At 37.5% G+C, this 18,405-nt stretch carries 15 protein-coding genes and 1 pseudogene; 4 read left to right on the top strand and 12 right to left on the bottom strand.

Features of this window, described 5'->3' with window-relative positions; genetic code table 11:
* Positions 1 to 131 precede the first annotated feature (131 nt).
* A complete protein-coding gene (gene acuI / locus CWB76_RS15445; protein ID WP_138608829.1) occupies positions 132 to 1,124 on the top strand; it encodes an acrylyl-CoA reductase (NADPH) in 993 nt (330 codons plus the stop codon).
* A gap of 72 nt (positions 1,125 to 1,196) precedes the next feature.
* Positions 1,197 to 1,613, top strand: a complete 417-nt coding sequence (locus CWB76_RS15440) for a VF530 family protein (protein WP_008114664.1) — start codon at positions 1,197 to 1,199, stop codon at positions 1,611 to 1,613.
* A gap of 56 nt (positions 1,614 to 1,669) precedes the next feature.
* On the opposite strand, the gene CWB76_RS15435 is transcribed toward CWB76_RS15440, so the two are convergent.
* Entirely contained in the window at positions 1,670 to 2,101 is a 432-nt protein-coding gene (locus tag CWB76_RS15435) for a DUF3859 domain-containing protein (protein ID WP_010389971.1), read from the bottom strand.
* 52 nt (positions 2,102 to 2,153) lie between these two features.
* Positions 2,154 to 3,971, bottom strand: a complete 1,818-nt coding sequence (locus tag CWB76_RS15430; protein ID WP_076919534.1) for a protein kinase domain-containing protein — start codon at positions 3,969 to 3,971, stop codon at positions 2,154 to 2,156.
* A 230-nt stretch (positions 3,972 to 4,201) separates the two neighbouring features.
* Here CWB76_RS15430 and CWB76_RS15425 point away from each other — a divergent pair, with 230 nt between their 5' ends.
* Positions 4,202 to 5,719 (top strand): leucyl aminopeptidase, encoded by a 1,518-nt coding sequence (locus tag CWB76_RS15425; RefSeq protein WP_138608827.1) that lies wholly within the window; start codon positions 4,202 to 4,204, stop codon positions 5,717 to 5,719.
* A gap of 134 nt (positions 5,720 to 5,853) precedes the next feature.
* Here CWB76_RS15425 and CWB76_RS15420 read toward each other — a convergent pair whose 3' ends face one another.
* Entirely contained in the window at positions 5,854 to 6,699 is an 846-nt protein-coding gene (locus tag CWB76_RS15420) for a DUF417 family protein (RefSeq protein WP_138608825.1), read from the bottom strand.
* A 243-nt stretch (positions 6,700 to 6,942) separates the two neighbouring features.
* On the bottom strand, positions 6,943 to 8,922 hold the full coding sequence (locus CWB76_RS15415) for a methyl-accepting chemotaxis protein (RefSeq protein ID WP_138608823.1): 1,980 nt from the start codon (positions 8,920 to 8,922) through the stop codon (positions 6,943 to 6,945).
* A gap of 343 nt (positions 8,923 to 9,265) precedes the next feature.
* Here CWB76_RS15415 and CWB76_RS20160 point away from each other — a divergent pair.
* A pseudogene (locus CWB76_RS20160) lies at positions 9,266 to 9,455 on the top strand (methyl-accepting chemotaxis protein); the annotation flags it as partial.
* Positions 9,456 to 9,494: 39 nt separating this feature from the next.
* On the opposite strand, the gene CWB76_RS15405 reads toward CWB76_RS20160, so the two are convergent.
* The 8 genes from CWB76_RS15405 to CWB76_RS15370 all read right to left on the bottom strand — a co-directional run bounded on the left by CWB76_RS15405 (position 9,495) and on the right by CWB76_RS15370 (position 18,303).
* Positions 9,495 to 10,043, bottom strand: a complete 549-nt coding sequence (locus CWB76_RS15405; protein WP_138608822.1) for a cytochrome b — start codon at positions 10,041 to 10,043, stop codon at positions 9,495 to 9,497.
* 438 nt (positions 10,044 to 10,481) lie between these two features.
* Complete coding sequence (locus tag CWB76_RS15400) at positions 10,482 to 11,945, bottom strand: serine hydrolase domain-containing protein (protein ID WP_138608820.1); 1,464 nt, start codon at positions 11,943 to 11,945, stop codon at positions 10,482 to 10,484.
* Positions 11,946 to 12,187: 242 nt separating this feature from the next.
* The gene (locus CWB76_RS15395; RefSeq protein WP_138608818.1) at positions 12,188 to 13,477 is read right to left on the bottom strand and encodes a S41 family peptidase; all 1,290 of its coding nucleotides are present in this window, start codon (positions 13,475 to 13,477) and stop codon (positions 12,188 to 12,190) included.
* A gap of 79 nt (positions 13,478 to 13,556) precedes the next feature.
* On the bottom strand, positions 13,557 to 13,871 hold the full coding sequence (locus CWB76_RS15390) for a DUF1330 domain-containing protein (protein ID WP_138608816.1): 315 nt from the start codon (positions 13,869 to 13,871) through the stop codon (positions 13,557 to 13,559).
* Positions 13,872 to 14,235: 364 nt separating this feature from the next.
* Positions 14,236 to 15,057, bottom strand: coding sequence for an alpha/beta hydrolase family protein (locus CWB76_RS15385; RefSeq protein ID WP_138608814.1), 822 nt, complete (start codon positions 15,055 to 15,057; stop codon positions 14,236 to 14,238).
* A gap of 958 nt (positions 15,058 to 16,015) precedes the next feature.
* Positions 16,016 to 16,462 (bottom strand): GNAT family N-acetyltransferase, encoded by a 447-nt coding sequence (locus CWB76_RS15380; RefSeq protein ID WP_138608812.1) that lies wholly within the window; start codon positions 16,460 to 16,462, stop codon positions 16,016 to 16,018.
* Positions 16,463 to 16,662: 200 nt separating this feature from the next.
* Positions 16,663 to 17,658, bottom strand: coding sequence for a hypothetical protein (locus tag CWB76_RS15375; RefSeq protein WP_138608810.1), 996 nt, complete (start codon positions 17,656 to 17,658; stop codon positions 16,663 to 16,665).
* Positions 17,659 to 17,775: 117 nt separating this feature from the next.
* The gene (locus tag CWB76_RS15370) at positions 17,776 to 18,303 is read right to left on the bottom strand and encodes a hypothetical protein (protein WP_138608808.1); all 528 of its coding nucleotides are present in this window, start codon (positions 18,301 to 18,303) and stop codon (positions 17,776 to 17,778) included.
* Between the last annotated feature and the right edge of the window lie 102 nt (positions 18,304 to 18,405).

Below are 18,405 nucleotides of genomic sequence, written 5' to 3'. Positions count from 1 at the left end.
AGGTTACAAACCTCGCGCCGCAATTAAACCGCCCCTAGTTTGAACAAATGTTAATCTGCAAAGGTCATCAGACCCTTGTTAATGCATTTTTTATTATCAATTTAAAGACGATCGGTCTAAAAGGAAATCTAATGAACAATCCTATTAAAGCTATTGTTATAGATAAGCAAGACGACAACTACAGTGCCAATTTAAGCAGCATAAACAGTGACGATCTACCTAACGAAAATGTATTAATTGACGTACTGTACAGTACCCTAAATTACAAAGATGGCTTAGCCATTACTGGCAAAGGTCCTGTAGTTCGCAGCTTTCCTATGGTACCTGGCATTGATTTAGTGGGTACAGTTACTAACAGCGACAGTGAGGAATTTAAAGCTGGCGATAAGGTTATTTTAAATGGCTTTGGTGTTGGCGAAAAACACTGGGGTGGCCTAGCCCAAAAAGCGGCTCTTAGCAGCAATTGGTTAATTCCCCTACCCGCTAACTTATCAGCTAAACAAGCTATGCAAATTGGCACCGCGGGTTACACAGCAATGTTGAGCGTGATTGCCCTTGAAAAACAAGGGATCACCCCTGATTCAGGTGAAGTGTTAGTCACCGGTGCCAATGGTGGCGTTGGCAGTTTTGCTATTTATTTACTAAGCCAGCTAGGTTATCAAGTAACCGCAGCAACAGGTCGCATGCAACAAGCTGACTATTTAAAATCATTAGGTGCAACTAATGTAATTGATAGGAATGAGTTTTCAAACTCTGGTAAGCCACTGCAAAAAGAACGCTTTGCTGCTGCCATTGATTCGGTAGGTAGTCACACACTTGCTAATATTTGTGCCTCACTTAAATACGGTGGCGTAGTAACAGCTTGTGGGCTTGCACAAGGTATGGATTTGCCAGCGTCTGTGGCGCCATTTATTTTACGTGGTATTTCTTTGATGGGTATTGATAGCGTAATGCGTCCTAAAGCGGATCGTGTTGAAGCATGGGATCGTTTAGCATCCCTAGTTAGTAGCGATTACTTAGATAAAATTTCGACCGAAATCACACTTGATCAGGTTATTGAGAATGCTGAACAGCTCATGCAGGGCCAAATTCGTGGTCGTGTTGTGGTTAATTGTCAAAGTTAAGCTTTTTTGCTATTAAACTCTCGTTATTAAATTTATAATACTGGCCGTATTTTTAATAACGAGAGAACACCTATGAGCAACCAAGAACTTTTCAGTAATAACCCACTGCAAGGCGTTAAATTAGAGCAAGTGGTTGAAGAACTGGTTGAGCAGTATGGGTGGGAACTCCTGCATGCCTACTTACAACTCAACTGCTTTAAAAATAATCCTGACATTAAGTCAGCAGTTAAATTTTTACGTAAAACCGAGTGGGCACAACAAAAAGTAGATAATTTCTATTTGTACCGCCTAAAAAACTTACCACGCCCAGATGACGTACAATACGAACTGCCTCCACGCGACCGTATTATCCCTGAAGGCGATAAACCAGGTGAACCATGCGAGTTAAGCTTTTCTGATGCTAAGCGTATTCAAGAGAAAAAAGCAGCCAAGCAACGTGCCCGTACTCGTAAACAACGTTCAAATTCAAGTAACCCTTGGGGTAACTAAGCTAATTTCATAAAAGAGCTAACTTTATTGTTAGCTTTTTTTGTTTATTGAGGAAATTAATAGCCTCGGTGTTTCCAAAAATCATCTTCTGTTTTGGTCTGTTCATTAGTTAGATTAAATGTTTTATCCGCAATGACTTTTCCTGCTAATGATAAGGTCATACGCCAGTTACCTATTTTATCTTCTATAGGCTCCCACACGGTGTCGCCTAAATAAAACGACCAATCGTTATCTTTAACATATACATTCCCCTCAAAAGGCTGCATCACTTCGCCATCGGCATCTATAATACCAGGGTGATAAATACAATAATGTAGCTTTTCGCCTTTGGCTTTTTTGATATTTACTATTAGGCCAAATTCCACATCAATACACGCGGTTACCTTTGTGGTGAATTGCGTGATTTGTGGTAACGATTTACTGGCTTTGTCCCAGTTGGAATATATACCGTAACTTTCTAATGTAATTTGTGGTTTAGATTTTGCCATTTAACTTTCTATTTTTTCTATTGTTAAGCCACCAGCCTCAGCGAGTGACTTATTAATTAAGTAGTTGTTTTGGATTTTTAGGATAATAATTGCTGGGTTGCTGCTCGCATAAACTAAACTCGCGAGTATTTTTATACGGCAACTTCATAAAACCAGCGACCCCAACATCAGTTATATTAACCGCGTACTGCATGAGTTTATTTAGCAAACGTTTAAATTCAACTTCTTTACTAGCATCGAGTAATCGATAGTAATGGTGAATTTTCATCCTATCTGGTAGTGCTTCAAAAATAATACAACCCGTATGATGTATCTGGTTTAGCTCAAATACACATTTAATCACCTTTTTAGGCAGTTGCAGTTGTTCATCGGGATCTTTACCATCTTCAAAATATGAGTGCGGACGGGTTACCTCGCTGGCTTTTACATTAACCACTTCATAGTCAAGCTCAGGTAACTGGTTAAATTTGAACGCACCGGTACCATCGCGCTCTAGCTGAATCGTTTTACGGGCATCAAATAAACAACACTTAAATAAGCCCTTTTGACTAATCGCTTGTGCCAGCATTACAGTATTATTTACCGCATCGGTAAATGCGGTTGCTAAAGCTTCATCGTGCATAATAAGTGATGACTCAACATACAAAGAATCATCTTTCCAATGAAAACTCAGCCCCCCTACTACTGGGTATTTCGCTAAGCGACTAATTGAGGCTAAAAACGCTTTTTCGGTATCTCCGGTATCAAATAAAAATTCTTTATAATACCTATCTAACTGGGCATCGTTTACATCGAGTAATTGCTGTTTATGGTCGGCTTGGCGTAAAAACTGTTTTCGGGAACTATATACAACGGTTTCGGGCTCAGGATCTTGGCTAAACCAAAAAGGAATGCGTGCTTTAGTGTCTTGCTTTGGTAGCTCTGGTAAAAATGCTTTTGCCATAGTTTCTATGTTACGCATAAAATAGTCGCCGGCTTTATCCCTTACACTACGCTCTTTTGAAAGCATGCCGTCAATTACATTCGCCAGCTCTTTAGGGAGCATTAAACTACTGGCCGGAATAGCCTGAGCACCAAATCGACAAGACTGAGCCGATGCAAGTGCATACAAAGTTGATGCAACCCCCTGCTCATCAAAACGGGGGGATGACTTTTCGCCAGACATTTGCGCATCACCAATAAAATACACATCACCCATTCGCGCGTTAGTGGTGCTTAAATCACCCGACATTAAATCCATAAAATTACTGGCAATTGGGTTGCCTTGTTCATCTACTTGGGCATATACCGAACTACCCCAATCAACCAATGAAAGCTGCTTGGCATTTTCATCCCAAACCAAGTTAGAGGGTTTAATATCGCCATGCACAATAGGTTGTGGGCTTAATCCATTTTTATGATGGCGTAAATCAAGCAACACGTTTCTTAATTTAACCGCTAAGTTCATTATTTTTGCGGCAGATAGCCGCCCTTGCTTAAGTGATACTTTTTCAAGATCTTCACCTATTGCACGAGCCATCATCAAAATGCCCTGTTTTTTAATTCGCTCAAAGCCATAAAATTTTGGTATTAGCGGATTATCAATTTGAGACAGCATATACGCTTCGTCTTCAAGGCGATCTCGCACACTTTGTGCCAGCGTTATTCTTGAAAATTTAAACACCCAAGGCAGGCCATGTTCATCATCACCCGCAAATACAAATCCAAACGCACCAGAACCAATCATTTCAACATTTTTATAGCCAAGTAGTGTTAGCTGTTTAATACAAATGTTAAGCCATTGGCGATGCTTTTTGGCATCACGGTGCGATAACAAATAAACAGACTGTTCTTCGTTAATATAAAAGTTGCGAATTTCTTTTGCTTTCAATGCAGATTCTCTAGGTTGGTGGTTTAAAGCTGCGTAATGCCTTTATGTTTGATAGTAACGCGACCGTTATTTTTATTAAACCTTTAAGGTCACTTCCATTAGTCAAATTTATATTATTTACTAATGATTTTGACGTATATCGCTGATATTTGCGGTTTCACCGTATCCTACTTACCCATAACAGTCTAAATAGGGTAAAACACCCCTTTAAATTATTCTTAGGTTAAAAAATGAAACGTATTATAAAAGCCTCTTCAATCGCGCTTGCACTGGGTATGTGTATTAATGCACAAGCAGCAGACTTTAATTTTTCTACAAAAGTAGACAGCGACGCAAATACGCTGGTTGTATTTTATAGCCAAGATGGCAGCAACAGCCAATTTAAAACACTTGATAAACAATTCGATGGCCAATTACAACGTGTTATCGATATAGAAAACTTCACTGGCGATTACGCTAAAGTCGCGCAACTTGTCGCGCCTAGTAAAAGTAACTACAGCCGTATTTTGGTTGTAGGTACAGGTAAAGCAGACGAATTAAATAAAGCAAAAGCGGCTAAGTTAGGCGGTAATATTCATGCTCGCCTAGTTAAAGCTAAAGCGGGCACTGCCAGTGTTATTTTTGATGATGTTACGGGTGCAAACGACAACGCAGCACTTGCTGCTAATTTTGCCCACGGTGCAAACCTACGCGATCACCGTTTTGAAAACTACAAAAAAGAACCAAGCACTGAAACAGTTAGCTATACGTTTGATGTTGATAACACCAAGCAAACTCGCAAGCTTTACAGCCAATTAGAGAGTATTCAAGCAGGTGTATTTTTAGCACGCGATTTAACATCAGAAGTGGCTACAGAAATGACGCCGGTTGATTTTGCCAATGCAGCAAAAGAATTAGCGTCGTTAGGTGTTACTATCAAAGTGTTAGAGCCTAAAGAGCTAAAAGAGCTAGGCATGGGCGCATTAGAAGCTGTAGGTAGAGGTAGCCAGCAAGGTGCACGTTTAGTGGTTGCTCATTATAAAGGCTCTGACGATGCCCCTATTGCCCTTGTTGGTAAAGGTATTACGTTCGACTCAGGTGGTTACAGTATTAAAACCGGTGCGTCTATTGCACGTATGAAATCAGACATGGCTGGTGCTGCTGCAGTACTTGGTACTGTAAAAGCAATGGCGTTAGCTAAAGCCGATAAAAACGTGGTAGCCGTTATGGGCATGGCAGCTAATATGGTATCGCAGTTTGCTGTAGCTCCTGGCGATGTTGTTCGCACCGCTGAAGGCTTAAGTGTAGAAATTTTAAATACCGATGCTGAAGGTCGTTTAGTTCTAAGTGATGCAATGTGGTATGCACGTGAGCACTACAAGCCAGAGATCATGATTGATGTTGCAACCTTAACGGGTTCTAAAATTCGTGCTGTTGGTAATGAATACGCAGCGGTATTCTCTGATGATAACACGCTAGTATCGCAACTTACCCTTGCAGGTAAACAAGTAAACGAAAACCTATGGCGTTTACCGTTAGGTTATAAAGATATGTTGAAATCTGACATTGCCGATATAACAAATGTGGGCTCAGGTGGCCCTGGTGCAACCACAGCCGCTTCTTTCTTAGAGCATTTTGCTGGCGAAACCCGTTGGGTACATATCGATATCGCTGGTAATGCATTAGTGAAAAAAGGCAAAGATGAGCTTTCACCAGGTGGTACAGGTTTTGGTGTACGTTTACTAAGCGAATGGTTATTAGCTAACTAATCAGTATAAATTGATAATTAAAAGCGCCAAAATGGTTTACTGTTTTGGCGCTTTTTCGTGTATGAATAACGTGCTTATTTATACACATTATTTTATTTAATAATTTTGTATTGGTAGCAACAAAGCATATTGCTTTAACTGTGTTTAGCTGGTTTAGAGAGCATTAAAGTGGCAATAACAATTAAATTTCCCACATACCATAAATCTTTAATTACAAATTGCCCTAACCGCGCCAACAGCGTACTTGAGCTAAATGCGTTAGGGGCAGACAGTAAAAACGTTTGGGTCATTAAAAAAACGCTCAAGCATGCTAAACCACTAACTATAATTAGTTTTTTATTATTTAATAAAATACCAGCGCCTAGTAGTAGCGCAAATAATACATCAAACCCACCAATCACGTTCGACGCACCTTGTACGCTAAATAAACTATATAACCAAGACATAAAAGGCGAGGTTTCGACTAAGCCTACAATGGCCTTAGCTTCAAAATCGTAAAATTTCATACCGCCAATCCATAGCAAAACCATAGCCAAAGGAATAAAGTTTAAAAGGACATGCTGTTTGTCGCTCATCTTATTTTTATAAAATAAAAATAAGTATAAAGGCACTACAGCAAAGTATTTAATTATTCCCTGCCCACTACCAATAATAGGAAAGCCCCCTAACTGAGTCATCCAGCGATTACTTGCTAATAAGGTTAGTAAAGGCACAATGCTAACAACAAGCGCTAGCATAAATGCTGAGGTTGGCTGTATTAATTTAAAGTGTGCCAATAGGGTTACTACCACTAACATAATCATGGCTGTACCACTTAGTAGACCTAGCGTATTAGTATTTAATACGCTATCAAGCTCGTAAAAGCTAAATGTCGCTATTAGTGTGTTTGGATTTGCACCGAGCGCAAACGATACACCAAGTAGTATAAAACTAAGTGCAAGTAGAAAGGTAATTGCGTTATTTGCATATGTTAAGTTCATTGTGTGCCCTTTAAATCTTTAATGACTAACAAAGACCATATTTTTACAAAAAACAATTCAACTAACGCTAAATGATTTTATAAAATGTCTGCAGACAAGATTTTATCCATTTGACTACAGACCCCATTGGCTTCAATTGCAATGATATACACAGTTCATTATCCACAATAATAAAAATGTAATTTTACCATTGAAAGCACATAATTAAAGATGGATGTTTTCTTTAGTTACAATGCGATGTTTCTACCGTAACCTGAAACCATTAGTTATTTTTTGTAGCTGTTTACTGAGCTGATCTAGCTCCATACTCGCAGCAGATACCTGATCAGCACCCGCTGCATTATCGATAGCTGCTTGTTTAATTGAATCGATACTGTGTGCTATTTCTTCAGACATGCTACTTTGTTCATGAGCTGCTGTTGCAATAATTTCAGCTCGGCGGGCTATATAATCTATTTGGTCAACACTATTTTTTAATAATTCTGCGCTTTGATTCGCTGTGGTAATCGTTGATTTTGTTTCATCAATTGATTTATGCATTCCGGTAACAGCTTGTTGTGTGCCCGCTTGTAATAGCTCAATCATATGCTCTATATCGGCTGTTGAGTTTTGTGTTTTTTTAGCAAGTTGTCTCACTTCATCCGCAACAACTGCAAAACCTCGACCATGTTCTCCTGCCCTAGCAGCTTCAATTGCAGCATTGAGTGCTAAAAGATTTGTTTGCTCAGCAACAGAACGAATGACCTCAAGTACTTTATTAATATTTTGTGCATTATCTTCTACACGTTTAATAACTAATTCAGCATTAGTGATGGTATTGTCAAGTGAGTGCATTTTTACGATAGTTTTCTGTAAATCAACATCCGCAGAGTGTGATGTTTCTCTTGCTCTAACACTTAAGTCGGCTACTGCACGAGCACTTTCGGAGACCTCTTCGATAGAGGAATTTGTTTGCGCTATGGCAGTCGCAACATGTTCGATGCTCGCATGTTGCTCTTGTAAGCTGGCATTTGATTGTGTACTGGCCGCGCTCGTTTGCGCAGCTGTAGATGCAAGCCTGTCAGTTACTTGAGATATTGTGCTTATTGTTTGATGCAAATAGGTATTCATTTTTGCCATAGCTCCGTATACACCAATCTTAGGTGTATCAGAACTAAACTCCTGACTAAGATCACCATTTGCGATACGTTTGCTGATCGTCTGCATTTGCGCAGGCTCACCGCCTAGAGGTTTAATTATAGAATGAGTAATTCCTAAAGCTGCAATAATTACAACAACCAAAGAAAGCAATGCAATAAGGCTTATAACCCAGTATAGAAAATAAATAGGGGCAAACGCTTCGGCCTCATCGATTTCTGCAAGTAAAACCCAGTTTAATTGTTCAAATTTAAAAGGTTTGTAGGCTGATAACACTGGATTACCGTTATAATCAATTATAATTTCAGTGTTAGTGTACCCCTGAAGTGCTTTTTGAACTGCAACAGTATCCACGCCATTATCTTTTACATTACCAGCAAAACTTGCAATAACCGAGTGACCTTCTGGATCTAAGTATGAATCAGAGCGCATCAGTAAATCGTCACCTACTAGATATGATTCACCGGTTTCTCCCATCCCATCACGAGTTTGCATAATATTATTAATTGCATTAATTGATAATTGTAATGCGATTACTCCAACAATTTCATCATCAATAATTATTGGTTGACCAATAAATGCGGCTGGCTCGTCGTTACTCGGTGCATACTTCGAAAAATCAACCACTTCAAATGAACGAGTTATCATTATTTTTTTAAAAAGAGTGGCTAAACCCGAAGTTTGATAGGGTCCTGTTGTAAGGCTGGTTAAATAATCGGCTTCTTTTGCGAAGGTGTAATCTATAAAGCCCGCTGGGCTAATAACAAATAAGTCATAATAACCTTTATCCGTTATAAACCCATCAAACCATGTATGATTTACTGTTGCAAGCTCTGATATTGAGAGATCAGAGTTATGCTTTGATTGGCTTTCCCAATTTTTTGTTAATAAGTTTAAATCTGTTTCTGTACCTTTGAAATAATCGTAAAGTTGCTTGCTTTTTATATGGCTTATTGATGAAAGCTGGTTATACGTTTGTTTCTCTAATCCTTGTGCAGATATATATAAAGATAATACAGAAATAATACCTGCTGGGAGTAAACCTAAAAGCAAAAATGAAAGTAATAACTTAATTTTAATGGGCATGCTTGTACCGATTCTAAATTTTGGACGCAAGATAATACATTAGCTTTTCTCTTTTTATAAGAATCTATGCACTATTATTGTAAATAAACGTTAATCCTTTTGTTATAAAAAAGGATTAAGAGCCTCAGCAACGTCCTTGACACGACATGGTCTCGTATAAGCTTAGAACGACTAGTTTCTATTTTGAAATTAACCCTGTGGCACCATGTTTTTTAAAGATTTTCATACTCACATATATGTTCTTGTATTGAAAATTTCTCAATGAGATTTACAGGCTATCTTTGACGCAACGCCACATTAAGAGGCTAAAAATAAAGTGAAAAACAAATGCAGGGCCATATATAATAATCGCACTAAACAAATTTTTAATGACCCCACAGGCATTCACTGCGGTAGCCATGCAGAGAGCTTTTAATTACAAACCTATAAGCGCGATACCGGCGAGATATTGCATGATCTATCGGTGCCAATTATATGTAAATGGTAAACATTGGGGTGGGTTTAGAATTGGATTTAAGCGTATTAAACATTAAAAAGGGAGACTCTGTCTCTCTTTTTACTGTTAAGTTTTATTATTTAGGTAAACGCATTCGCGATACCGTATTATCAGTTAAAACATAATGATGAAACAAAGCCGCAGCCGCATGTAAACCTATTACGTAATACCCCACTTCCCCTGCGGTTTCATGTATCTCTTTAATACTTTTAGCAAGCTCATTGTTTTGAGCAGCCAAAGCAGGTAATTCTAAACCAAAAAACGGGATGGGTTTACCTGCTAAACTCAAAATTAGCCAACCAGCTATAGGCATAGCAAACATAAACACATACAGCGCAATATGAACAAATATAGCTAATTTATTTTGCCATTTTGCAGGCTCAGGGTGTATGGCAGGTGCTGCACCACCCACTAAACGCGCAACTACCCTCACACTAACTAAAGCTAAAACCGATAAACCCAACATAAAATGCCACATTTTAAAGGCATCACGTGTTTCAGTGCCCTTTTCGAATAATTCACGTAGTTCAATACTACCGTACACAGTAACAATTAAAATAAACATCAACCAATGCAAAGCAACAGAGAGTGTATTGTAATGAGTATCTGTATTTTTAAAATTCATAATACCTCCTAATAAACGCATTAAAGTTAAAAGCTCACTTATGGGTATAAGTACATGTTTTCAGGCTAACCTTTAATCATTCTCTGTTTAATGATCTGAAACATAAAATGAGTCAGTAAATCAGATGCATGGTTTAAAGGTTCTTGAATTTGAGTATTAATTGAATAAGCTTAAAATAAACTTAAATAGTAGGAATAAAAAACGGCAACCTAAAGTTACCGTTTTAATAAATCAATGTGTTTAAAAGTAATATACAGCAGTAAATATAAGAACAATGAGGTCGTCTGGCTTTGAGTAACTAATACTTTTACAGATTGGGCTTTTGATGTCTGAAGTAAAGATTTACCGCATATAGTTCGACCAGCATAGTTTTTAAAAGCGCGCGAAGTATGGTAGTTGCCTTAGCGCGATTTTATTTATTGTCTACGCTTTGTTAGGTTATTGGTTCAACCGAGCCAGCTGCTTAAGGGCATGTTGATTATTCGGCAAAAATGCGAGTACTTTTTCGTAATTAGCTATCGCTTCTGGTTTATTTCCAAGTGCAGCATAGGTTTCACCTAAACTATCATAAGCATTTGCATTGTCAGGAAACAAATGAACATTTAGCTTAAATATCTCTAATGCCTTTGCTAGTTCATTTTTAGCCACATAGCGATAGCCCAAAAGATTAATTTCTTGCACATCAAACGCTGCACTTACTTTCATCTCATCCGCTAAAGTGATGGCTTGATTAAAGCCCTGTTTTTTAATCCCTTGGAAAAGTTTGAATAAGTCTTGTGACAACCCCCAACCATTTTCAGCTTTCATCTCAGGGTAATAAAAGCCAGCAATTTCATCAATAAAGAATATTGGCAAGCTTCCTAGCTTATTAGTTAATACAATGATGGTTAAGTTATCTTTTGGATAAATCACCATTGAATTAGCATCACCACCACTGGCACTTACTGCTGGATGCTGCTCTCGTCCAATTGTTTGCCAACCTAGAGCGTAACCATTTTCTAAATTGCTAAAACCTGCAGTTTGACCACTCTTTAAACGCGTTGGTGACCACATTTCTTTAAGGTACTTCTCATCAAGGAGTTTTCGTTGTTGAAGCGCTATCGCGTAATTAGCAAGCTCAGTTGCGGTAGCACTCATACCCGCCGCAGTTCTAAAGAATGGGTCGAAAGTTATTTGTACCGTTTTTAGCTTTCCTTGATTGCCAGTAACGTAAGGACGAGCTTGATTAGGGACAATAGATTCAGTATGAGCAAAACCTGCAGCCAAAGTTATGGGCATATCTAGTTTAGCCAACTGATTTTTCTGAATATAATTAGAAAAAGGCTGACCCGATAACTTATCAATAATTTTACCTAACAAAATGTAACCTGTTTGGTTGTACTCAAAGCGGCTATTGGTTTCATAACGCATTGGTAAAGTAAGTACTTCTTGCCACGCAGGATCTGGCTGACCATTGGAAATTAAATCAACCCAATGACCATTTAATATTTTAGGTAAACCAGAAGTATGGCTTAGCAGCTGACGGATAGTTAGCGGTTGCCATGCTTTAGGCAAATCATCTAAATGCTTTGAAATCGGATCGTTAACCGATAACTTGTTTTCAGCGGCAAGTTGCATAATTGCAACGCCAGTAAAAGCTTTAGTCATCGAAAAAATAGGAAAAGGGGTATAGTTTTGTACCGTGACCTGGTCTTGTAAGTTCGACAGGCCGTAACTGGCTTTTTTTATCAGCCTATTGTCTTTCACGATTGCCAGTTGTAATCCTGGAATATTAGCTGTGCGCATTTTCTCTAGTAAAAAGTCATCTATTTCATCGGCCTTTACCTGTGGTAGTAGGCTGGTAAGTAATAATGTGCTTAATGATAAAATGTGTAAGCTGCAACGAATGTTTTTCCTAAACATTGGAACGCGTTTTCCTTAATTGTAATAGTTTAGATAGAATACCTTTTATAAATAAAAATATTCAAAGGTAAATATATGGCTCGAAGTTAGTTATACATTTATACTCGAGTATCAGCGCTTATAGTTTAGCAAAATACGCATTAAAGACAATTGCTTAGATTTTTATACTAAGCAATGTTTTAAAGCGACAGCCACTTTAGTGAACGAACAAAATGCTAATATCAGTTCTCGGTGTTTAAGCGTCACAACGAAGAAACTTTAACGCCAGTCATTTGCAGCTCACCATTTGGCCTTGTCAAAATAAAGCGCGGGCTGACCATCTGCAAATTACTATGTATTAAGTTTAAAAACTGGATCCCCCCAGTTTGAGTGCTTCTTCCTGTTGTGTCTTCGCCAACCAATGGCGCAATTGAAAAATCTTGTAGGGTGTTAGCAAACACAATTGCTGAAGAATAAGTGTAAGCCCCTATTTTTACAGCAACATCCCCGGTAAAAAAATTAGCAAGATCAGGTTCTGGCTGTATAAAACGAGTGTTTTCACCAGACTCAATTTCACCTACTATTTGGCCTGGATCACGATACTTTAACAACACCTTAGAGCGATAATGGGAAAAGTGACGATATGGTACATCCGTTATATAACGCATAATTCCTGCCATCCAAAAGTCATCATCGCCACCGCCATTATTACTGATATCAATTATTAGGTGCTTTATGTTTTTTTCTGTTAGCTGAGTAAAAGTGGCGTCCATAAAGGCAAGGTATTGCTTAAAATCAGGCCATGAAAATGAATTAACTGTAAGGGTTGCCGTCTCACCTGTGTACTCAACATTAAAAGTATCTACAAATGAGCGTTCAACCATGCTTTGTGGCAAAGTTTTGCTCGCAGCTAGCGTGAGCTCTTCATCTGCTAAGGTAATGCTAAATTGTTCTGAGTAACCAAACGTTAAATATAATAAACGATGAAATTGACGTGCTAATACTTCTTGTCTAAATTCATCAGTATCACCATGTGTGCGGCGTAATAACTGAGCTACGACTTGCTCATATGGCACGCCATTAATCGCCTTTATTTGTTGCTCAGCATAGCCACTCTTGGTACCGCCTGTGTTAGATTTTATATAAAGTTGCTGGTTTACAATCGCAACTTCAAATGGAAAAAGCCCCACGCCACTATTGACCCATTTACGCCATTGCGACGTAGAAGCATGCCCTACTTTTAAATGCCCATCAGCCAATGTTGAATTTAATACCGCTAAACGGGCCCATAATTCCCGCACGCTAAGTTCATCGGTAATAGCTGCGGTTATAGTATTCAGTTGCAAGTAAAAAGCATCAATGTCGGCCACACTGTGTTTTAAATCAGGGTGTGTACTGTGCAGCCATTGTGACCACTGCGCAATATCTCGCTTTGCTTGTTGAGGTGTGATTATTTGTTCAAAAGGTAAGTTAGTAGCTTGCACGGGCTTAATACCCGCAAAACTAACTAATACCAATAATGCTATATTTAAAACTTGCTTTAAGTAGTTCATACAAAACCTTTATTATTTGCTTTAAAACTTAGTCGCAAAAACTGTTATAAAGGTTTAAATACAAAGTAAGAATATTTTTTTAGATGATATTTTGAGAGTCTTTTTCATAGCCCGCAATGATTGTTACGTGAGATACAGACACGTCAAAGAATTGAGCTTTTACTTTTAAATATTCAGGATCGGAAAAGAAGTGTTCTGAGATGGTTTTATTTGGGAAATGAATTGTAAAAACTCGATTAATAGGAGTATCAACTTTTGAAAGAAGAACCTCCGAAACTACAAAATCAAAACCGAAACCGCCACCAAAAGCACTAAGAATGGGTGCCATAGCCGCTCGATAGTCTGAATACGCGCCATTGTCCGAAACTTCCAAGCCAACTAAAAATTCATACATTTTGTAACCTATTATGTTAAAGACTAAACTAATCCATCACGCCCAAATAATAGGCAAATTTAGTTGATTTAAATAAGTGACGAAGGAGAAAAGCCAACAATTTTTTGTCCTGTTGTAATGGCTTGATTCTCATTAAGCCTCCTCCCCTGCATCGCGATTATTCAACTACGATGAAAGGGTAACCAACCTTATAGGAGACAGCTCAATGAACTTTTACAGTAACATGAATCCATAATTTGCTGTAAGCTACCTACTTAACAGACGAAGCAAACGAATTGTTTTTTGATTTAGAATTAAACGTCAATTTATGAAAACGGTAAAAAAACTAGTCCATTGACTCGGTTAAGGTTCATATATGTTAGCACTATAAAGTACGCATGAAATGGTCAATTATTGACTGTTTTATTTCAGGCGCTGTCTCTTGACTAAAACCATGACCTGTCGGATATGCGTTGTGTGTGACGGAATGTTTGAAATTATGTTTTTTAAGGTATTCCTCTATCTCGTTCGACATTTGAAATGAAGGCCAAACTTGATCGTTTTTTGCTGAAATCAGCAATATTGGACCATTTATTTTTTCGAAAGAGAATAATGAGTTTGCTACATTGTTTTTATTTTCTAAAGCAACTTCAAATCGATTAAGTAAAGGAGCCTTTTCATCAAGTTCCAAGCTTAAAGCAGGAATATCTTTTCCGTTAAATGTCCACGCTGACCTTGCTGTAGTCATTCCGTACCAAGCTACTTTGCTTGGAGTTGTCGCTACAACAGATTTGATGCGTGGTTCCATCGATGCTAATAAAAGCGCTAATTCAGCTCCCCTAGAACCACCAATAAAACCAATTTTTGACGAATCTATTGAAGAAACAGTCTCAAGATAATCAATTGCACTTAAAAAATATTCTAAGGGTATTTGATCTAGTGTCTGAGCAATCCCTTTTTCTTTAAAGTAGGCGAGCCCTAATACAGCGATCCCATGTGGTGCAATCATTTTACCATTGGCATCACCTGTGCTGATTCCTCCCTCAGAACCACCGATTGCAATAACCACAGGAACTTTTTCTGAGGTATTAGGAAGATAGAGATTGGCAACAATGTTTTTGAACCTCACTTCCTTAACAAAAAAGTCTTGCGCACTTGATACGCTCGAAAATAAAGTTATCAATATAAATATAAATTTAATACGCATGTCTTCCTCTTGTGGGACCAACGAGCCTGTAGATTAACTCGTTTTTTATTTGTTTTTATTTATAAACAAACCATAGCTGAGTTCCTATTTTGGTTCAATCAATTACTGTACTCTTACGCAACATATAAAGAAGTGTTTGATATTTTTAGTCGGCGTTTTGAAGGGGATTACAAGTGTCTGAGTGGCTTTTATTTAGGGTAAAAAATTATCGATCCAAGAACTTTCTTAGTCATGCTAAGTAAAGTCAGAGCCAGAAGTGAAATTACCCCCGATCTCTTCTGCACTTCGTGAAGCACAACCAGAAATCATAAATATAAAAAGAAATAAAATCGTAGATTTAAATGCCACTGCTCATCCTTGTGTATAGCGCTCCGCACATGCGCGCGAACTTAAGAGCGTCATTCCGGCCCGAAGGCCCTGAATGACGCGGATTGTTAAGCTAGACTACTGCGGTTGCGCCCTAAAAACTCGAAAAACTAATGACTTTATACATACGTAGAAAACCATGGAATCCCCGCTATTAACAATATACCTACGAGAGGTATTATTGATCCAGAAAAAACTATTGAGCCAAACACATAACCAAAAATACACTCTGCTCTGTATATAGGCAGGAATAGACCGACTACTACCAAACCTAAAGACAAGTAAATTACAACATTTTCGTAGCCGACACGAAAGCTAAATGACTGCACAAAACTTAAAATCAGCATACCGAAAAAACCAATGCGCACGACTCAAAAAATCTTTGCCCTTACTGGCGCGTCATTAGGGTTATAGTGACTAACCCACATTTAGGCCAATCTGAGGTGTCACGGCTACTCAAGTCTGAAAAAACGTCGAAATCCACGCTAGCGGCGTTCGCAATATCTTGCTGAGGGGAAATATGAATACCACTGAGCTTCAATTGAGAGAAATCTCAGTTAAAAAACAAACGGCCTGAAGGCCGTTTGGATTATTAAACATCTAGCTCCATTACAACACCGTCTTCATCATCTTCTTCGGTCACTTCAAAACCAAACTGTGAATAGAACTTGCGCATTGCATGATGACCAGGCATATAGAGTATGGTGATTTTCTTACACTCTGGAATTGCTTTCATTTCATTAATTACCAGATCTGTAGCGATTTTCCCAATACCTTGTCCTTGATGTTTAACATCAACCATGAACTGGGCAATATAAAACTCATCCGGTAGCCCTTCTTCAAGCTCCTGATAATATTGCATAAAACCGACGACTATATCGTCAAGATAAATTGCACGATTAACATAATGAGGGTAAAAACTGGATTCAGCAATAGACTCTGAATTTAACGCTACGTAATCTTCTTGCTCTTTAGTAATCTCTAGATGAATAACATCAAGCCAATTGTCTTTCGTAACCTCACGCAAACTTACATTCATAAAATTCCATTTTATTTTTCACATAAAGCTAACTATATATGGGAGAATTTAAAAAAAACAATACTTAATTTGAGATAAACCCGATAACTGCGTGTTATTTGTCTGCGTAAAATCGCTTGGTAGTTAGACCGTCACGTTTCCTTGGTAATCACACTAATACACCTATTGACAGAGTTTAAGCTCATATGTGTTAAAGCTTTTTAGTGCCACCTTTGAGATGCATTAATATTAATTAAAACGTCATATCCAATATATGTCTTCATTTTTTCTTGCTGTCTCGGCGATTGGTTAAAATACATTACACTTAAATGTATTGCTTCACTATTTCTATTTATTGCATTTACAAATATATAGTCAGATGAATCAATACCACTAAAATTAATTTTAAATTGGCCTAATAAGGTTCCAGAATACGAGATCCAATCTAAGAATATATTTTGAGGGAATGTATTAGAAATAACAAAAACCTCTTCATTTAAACAATGTACCTGTTTAATATTATGAGCAGGTAAAAACATTTTTCTGTTAAAACTTAAAACTCTAGCAGGTATATCTTTTCTTGCTAAAATAGAAAAGCTATCAGGACAATTAAATAGGTTTTTTCGCACTTTTTCTATTTTTAAAATTTTATTTTTTATAGGTAAATAGGTATAAGCTGTTTTTGGGTAAGGTATAACTCCTACCGCGCCCTTAATAGGTAATGTTGGATTTAGAACTTCCCTAACGAATAGAGCGCCATATTGACCTTGCCAGCCTTTCGAGTTATCAGAAGATATATCGCAGTTGCTATTTGAACACTTCCATTCTTTATAAGCTAAAATGTCGCCTGAAACTTGGTTTTTAATATAAGTTCTTTGAAAGTTATACTTACGGTTATAAATATCTCTACTCTCAATGGTATTTTCTACTACAAATTTTGACGTTTTTTCTATTGGTTGTATTAAAGAAGCACCCGAACCTATTTGATGAAACTGCTCCCCTTTGAAATTTATTTTTTCAAAATTAAGCCACCTCAAATAACCTAAACTAGTGTTTGGGTAATAACGATTGTTTTCAAAATTTTTATTAATCAAAGTGATTTCTGTAATATCATTTTCTCGATCTAAAATTACTTTTCTGTCAGGTTCAACACCAAAAAAATATAAATAAATAATTGAGGAAATTAGGAGAAGAATCGCCCAGCGTACTACTTTCATTTGATAAAACTCTAACGCCCATTTAAAAGACTGATAATAGTTTGCTAAAATGTGTAACGAAACGAAACCGAGCAAACTGTTAGCAGCAGCGTCCGTTTGAGTAACTTGTTATGCGTATTAGCCTGGATATATAGAGTTAAACTCTTTTTTACTTAATGTTTTGTTTCTCTTGTTTTCAAATGCTTCTTGTTCTTCTCTTTTAAATTTTTTCATTTCTTCATCAAATTTTGCTGAATTAATACGTAAGTTCCACATGTGACCGACTGCGACAGTAGTTGCTATTACAATTGTAGCTCCTGCCCATGCAGCTTTATTTTCAGCAACGATAACAAGCACTTTATAAATAGGTTCAAATTCAGAGTACTGAATACCAAATTGTAAAAGCAATGTATAAAGAAACATAAACAAACCAATTAAAAACAAACCTAATATCGAAAACATGCCTAAGTAGTACATAATTGAAGAACTACAAACCCACGTATTTCTAACTACAGTTGGTATGGAAATTAATAACAGAAGAAACCTATGCCCAATCTCTAATACAACTTCATTGTATTTATCTGGTAAAAAAGGCCTTAATAGATAAGAAATAATCCATACAATGAGACAAGCTCTAAACAAAAATATAATATTATCGAAAGACACAGTAATTCCTTATACGCATAACGCTTACATAAGCGGAAAATTATAGTTGGCTATGATGTTTGAGGCACGAAAAACAGCCAACTGTAAATTTTCCGTTTAATT

This window comes from Pseudoalteromonas sp. S1609 (genome assembly GCF_005887255.1).
Classification (GTDB): Bacteria; Pseudomonadota; Gammaproteobacteria; order Enterobacterales; family Alteromonadaceae; genus Pseudoalteromonas.
Note: the sequence above shows the minus strand (reverse complement) of the source record. Positions and strands in the feature narration are given on the sequence as shown.

Excerpts from the sequence above, each read along its gene's own strand:
- CWB76_RS15400 (WP_138608820.1), bottom strand. The coding sequence starts at position 11,945 with ATGTTTAGGAAAAACATTCGTTGCAGCTTACACATTTTATCATTAAGC.
- CWB76_RS15440 (WP_008114664.1), top strand. The coding sequence starts at position 1,197 with ATGAGCAACCAAGAACTTTTCAGTAATAACCCACTGCAAGGCGTTAAA.
- CWB76_RS15380 (WP_138608812.1), bottom strand. The coding sequence starts at position 16,462 with ATGAATGTAAGTTTGCGTGAGGTTACGAAAGACAATTGGCTTGATGTT.
- CWB76_RS15420 (WP_138608825.1), bottom strand. The coding sequence starts at position 6,699 with ATGAACTTAACATATGCAAATAACGCAATTACCTTTCTACTTGCACTT.
- CWB76_RS15435 (WP_010389971.1), bottom strand. The coding sequence starts at position 2,101 with ATGGCAAAATCTAAACCACAAATTACATTAGAAAGTTACGGTATATAT.
- CWB76_RS15375 (WP_138608810.1), bottom strand. The coding sequence starts at position 17,658 with ATGAAAGTAGTACGCTGGGCGATTCTTCTCCTAATTTCCTCAATTATT.
- CWB76_RS15415 (WP_138608823.1), bottom strand. The coding sequence starts at position 8,922 with ATGCCCATTAAAATTAAGTTATTACTTTCATTTTTGCTTTTAGGTTTA.
- CWB76_RS15425 (WP_138608827.1), top strand. The coding sequence starts at position 4,202 with ATGAAACGTATTATAAAAGCCTCTTCAATCGCGCTTGCACTGGGTATG.
- CWB76_RS15390 (WP_138608816.1), bottom strand. The coding sequence starts at position 13,871 with ATGTATGAATTTTTAGTTGGCTTGGAAGTTTCGGACAATGGCGCGTAT.
- CWB76_RS15385 (WP_138608814.1), bottom strand. The coding sequence starts at position 15,057 with ATGCGTATTAAATTTATATTTATATTGATAACTTTATTTTCGAGCGTA.
- acuI (WP_138608829.1), top strand. The coding sequence starts at position 132 with ATGAACAATCCTATTAAAGCTATTGTTATAGATAAGCAAGACGACAAC.
- CWB76_RS15395 (WP_138608818.1), bottom strand. The coding sequence starts at position 13,477 with ATGAACTACTTAAAGCAAGTTTTAAATATAGCATTATTGGTATTAGTT.
- CWB76_RS15405 (WP_138608822.1), bottom strand. The coding sequence starts at position 10,043 with ATGAATTTTAAAAATACAGATACTCATTACAATACACTCTCTGTTGCT.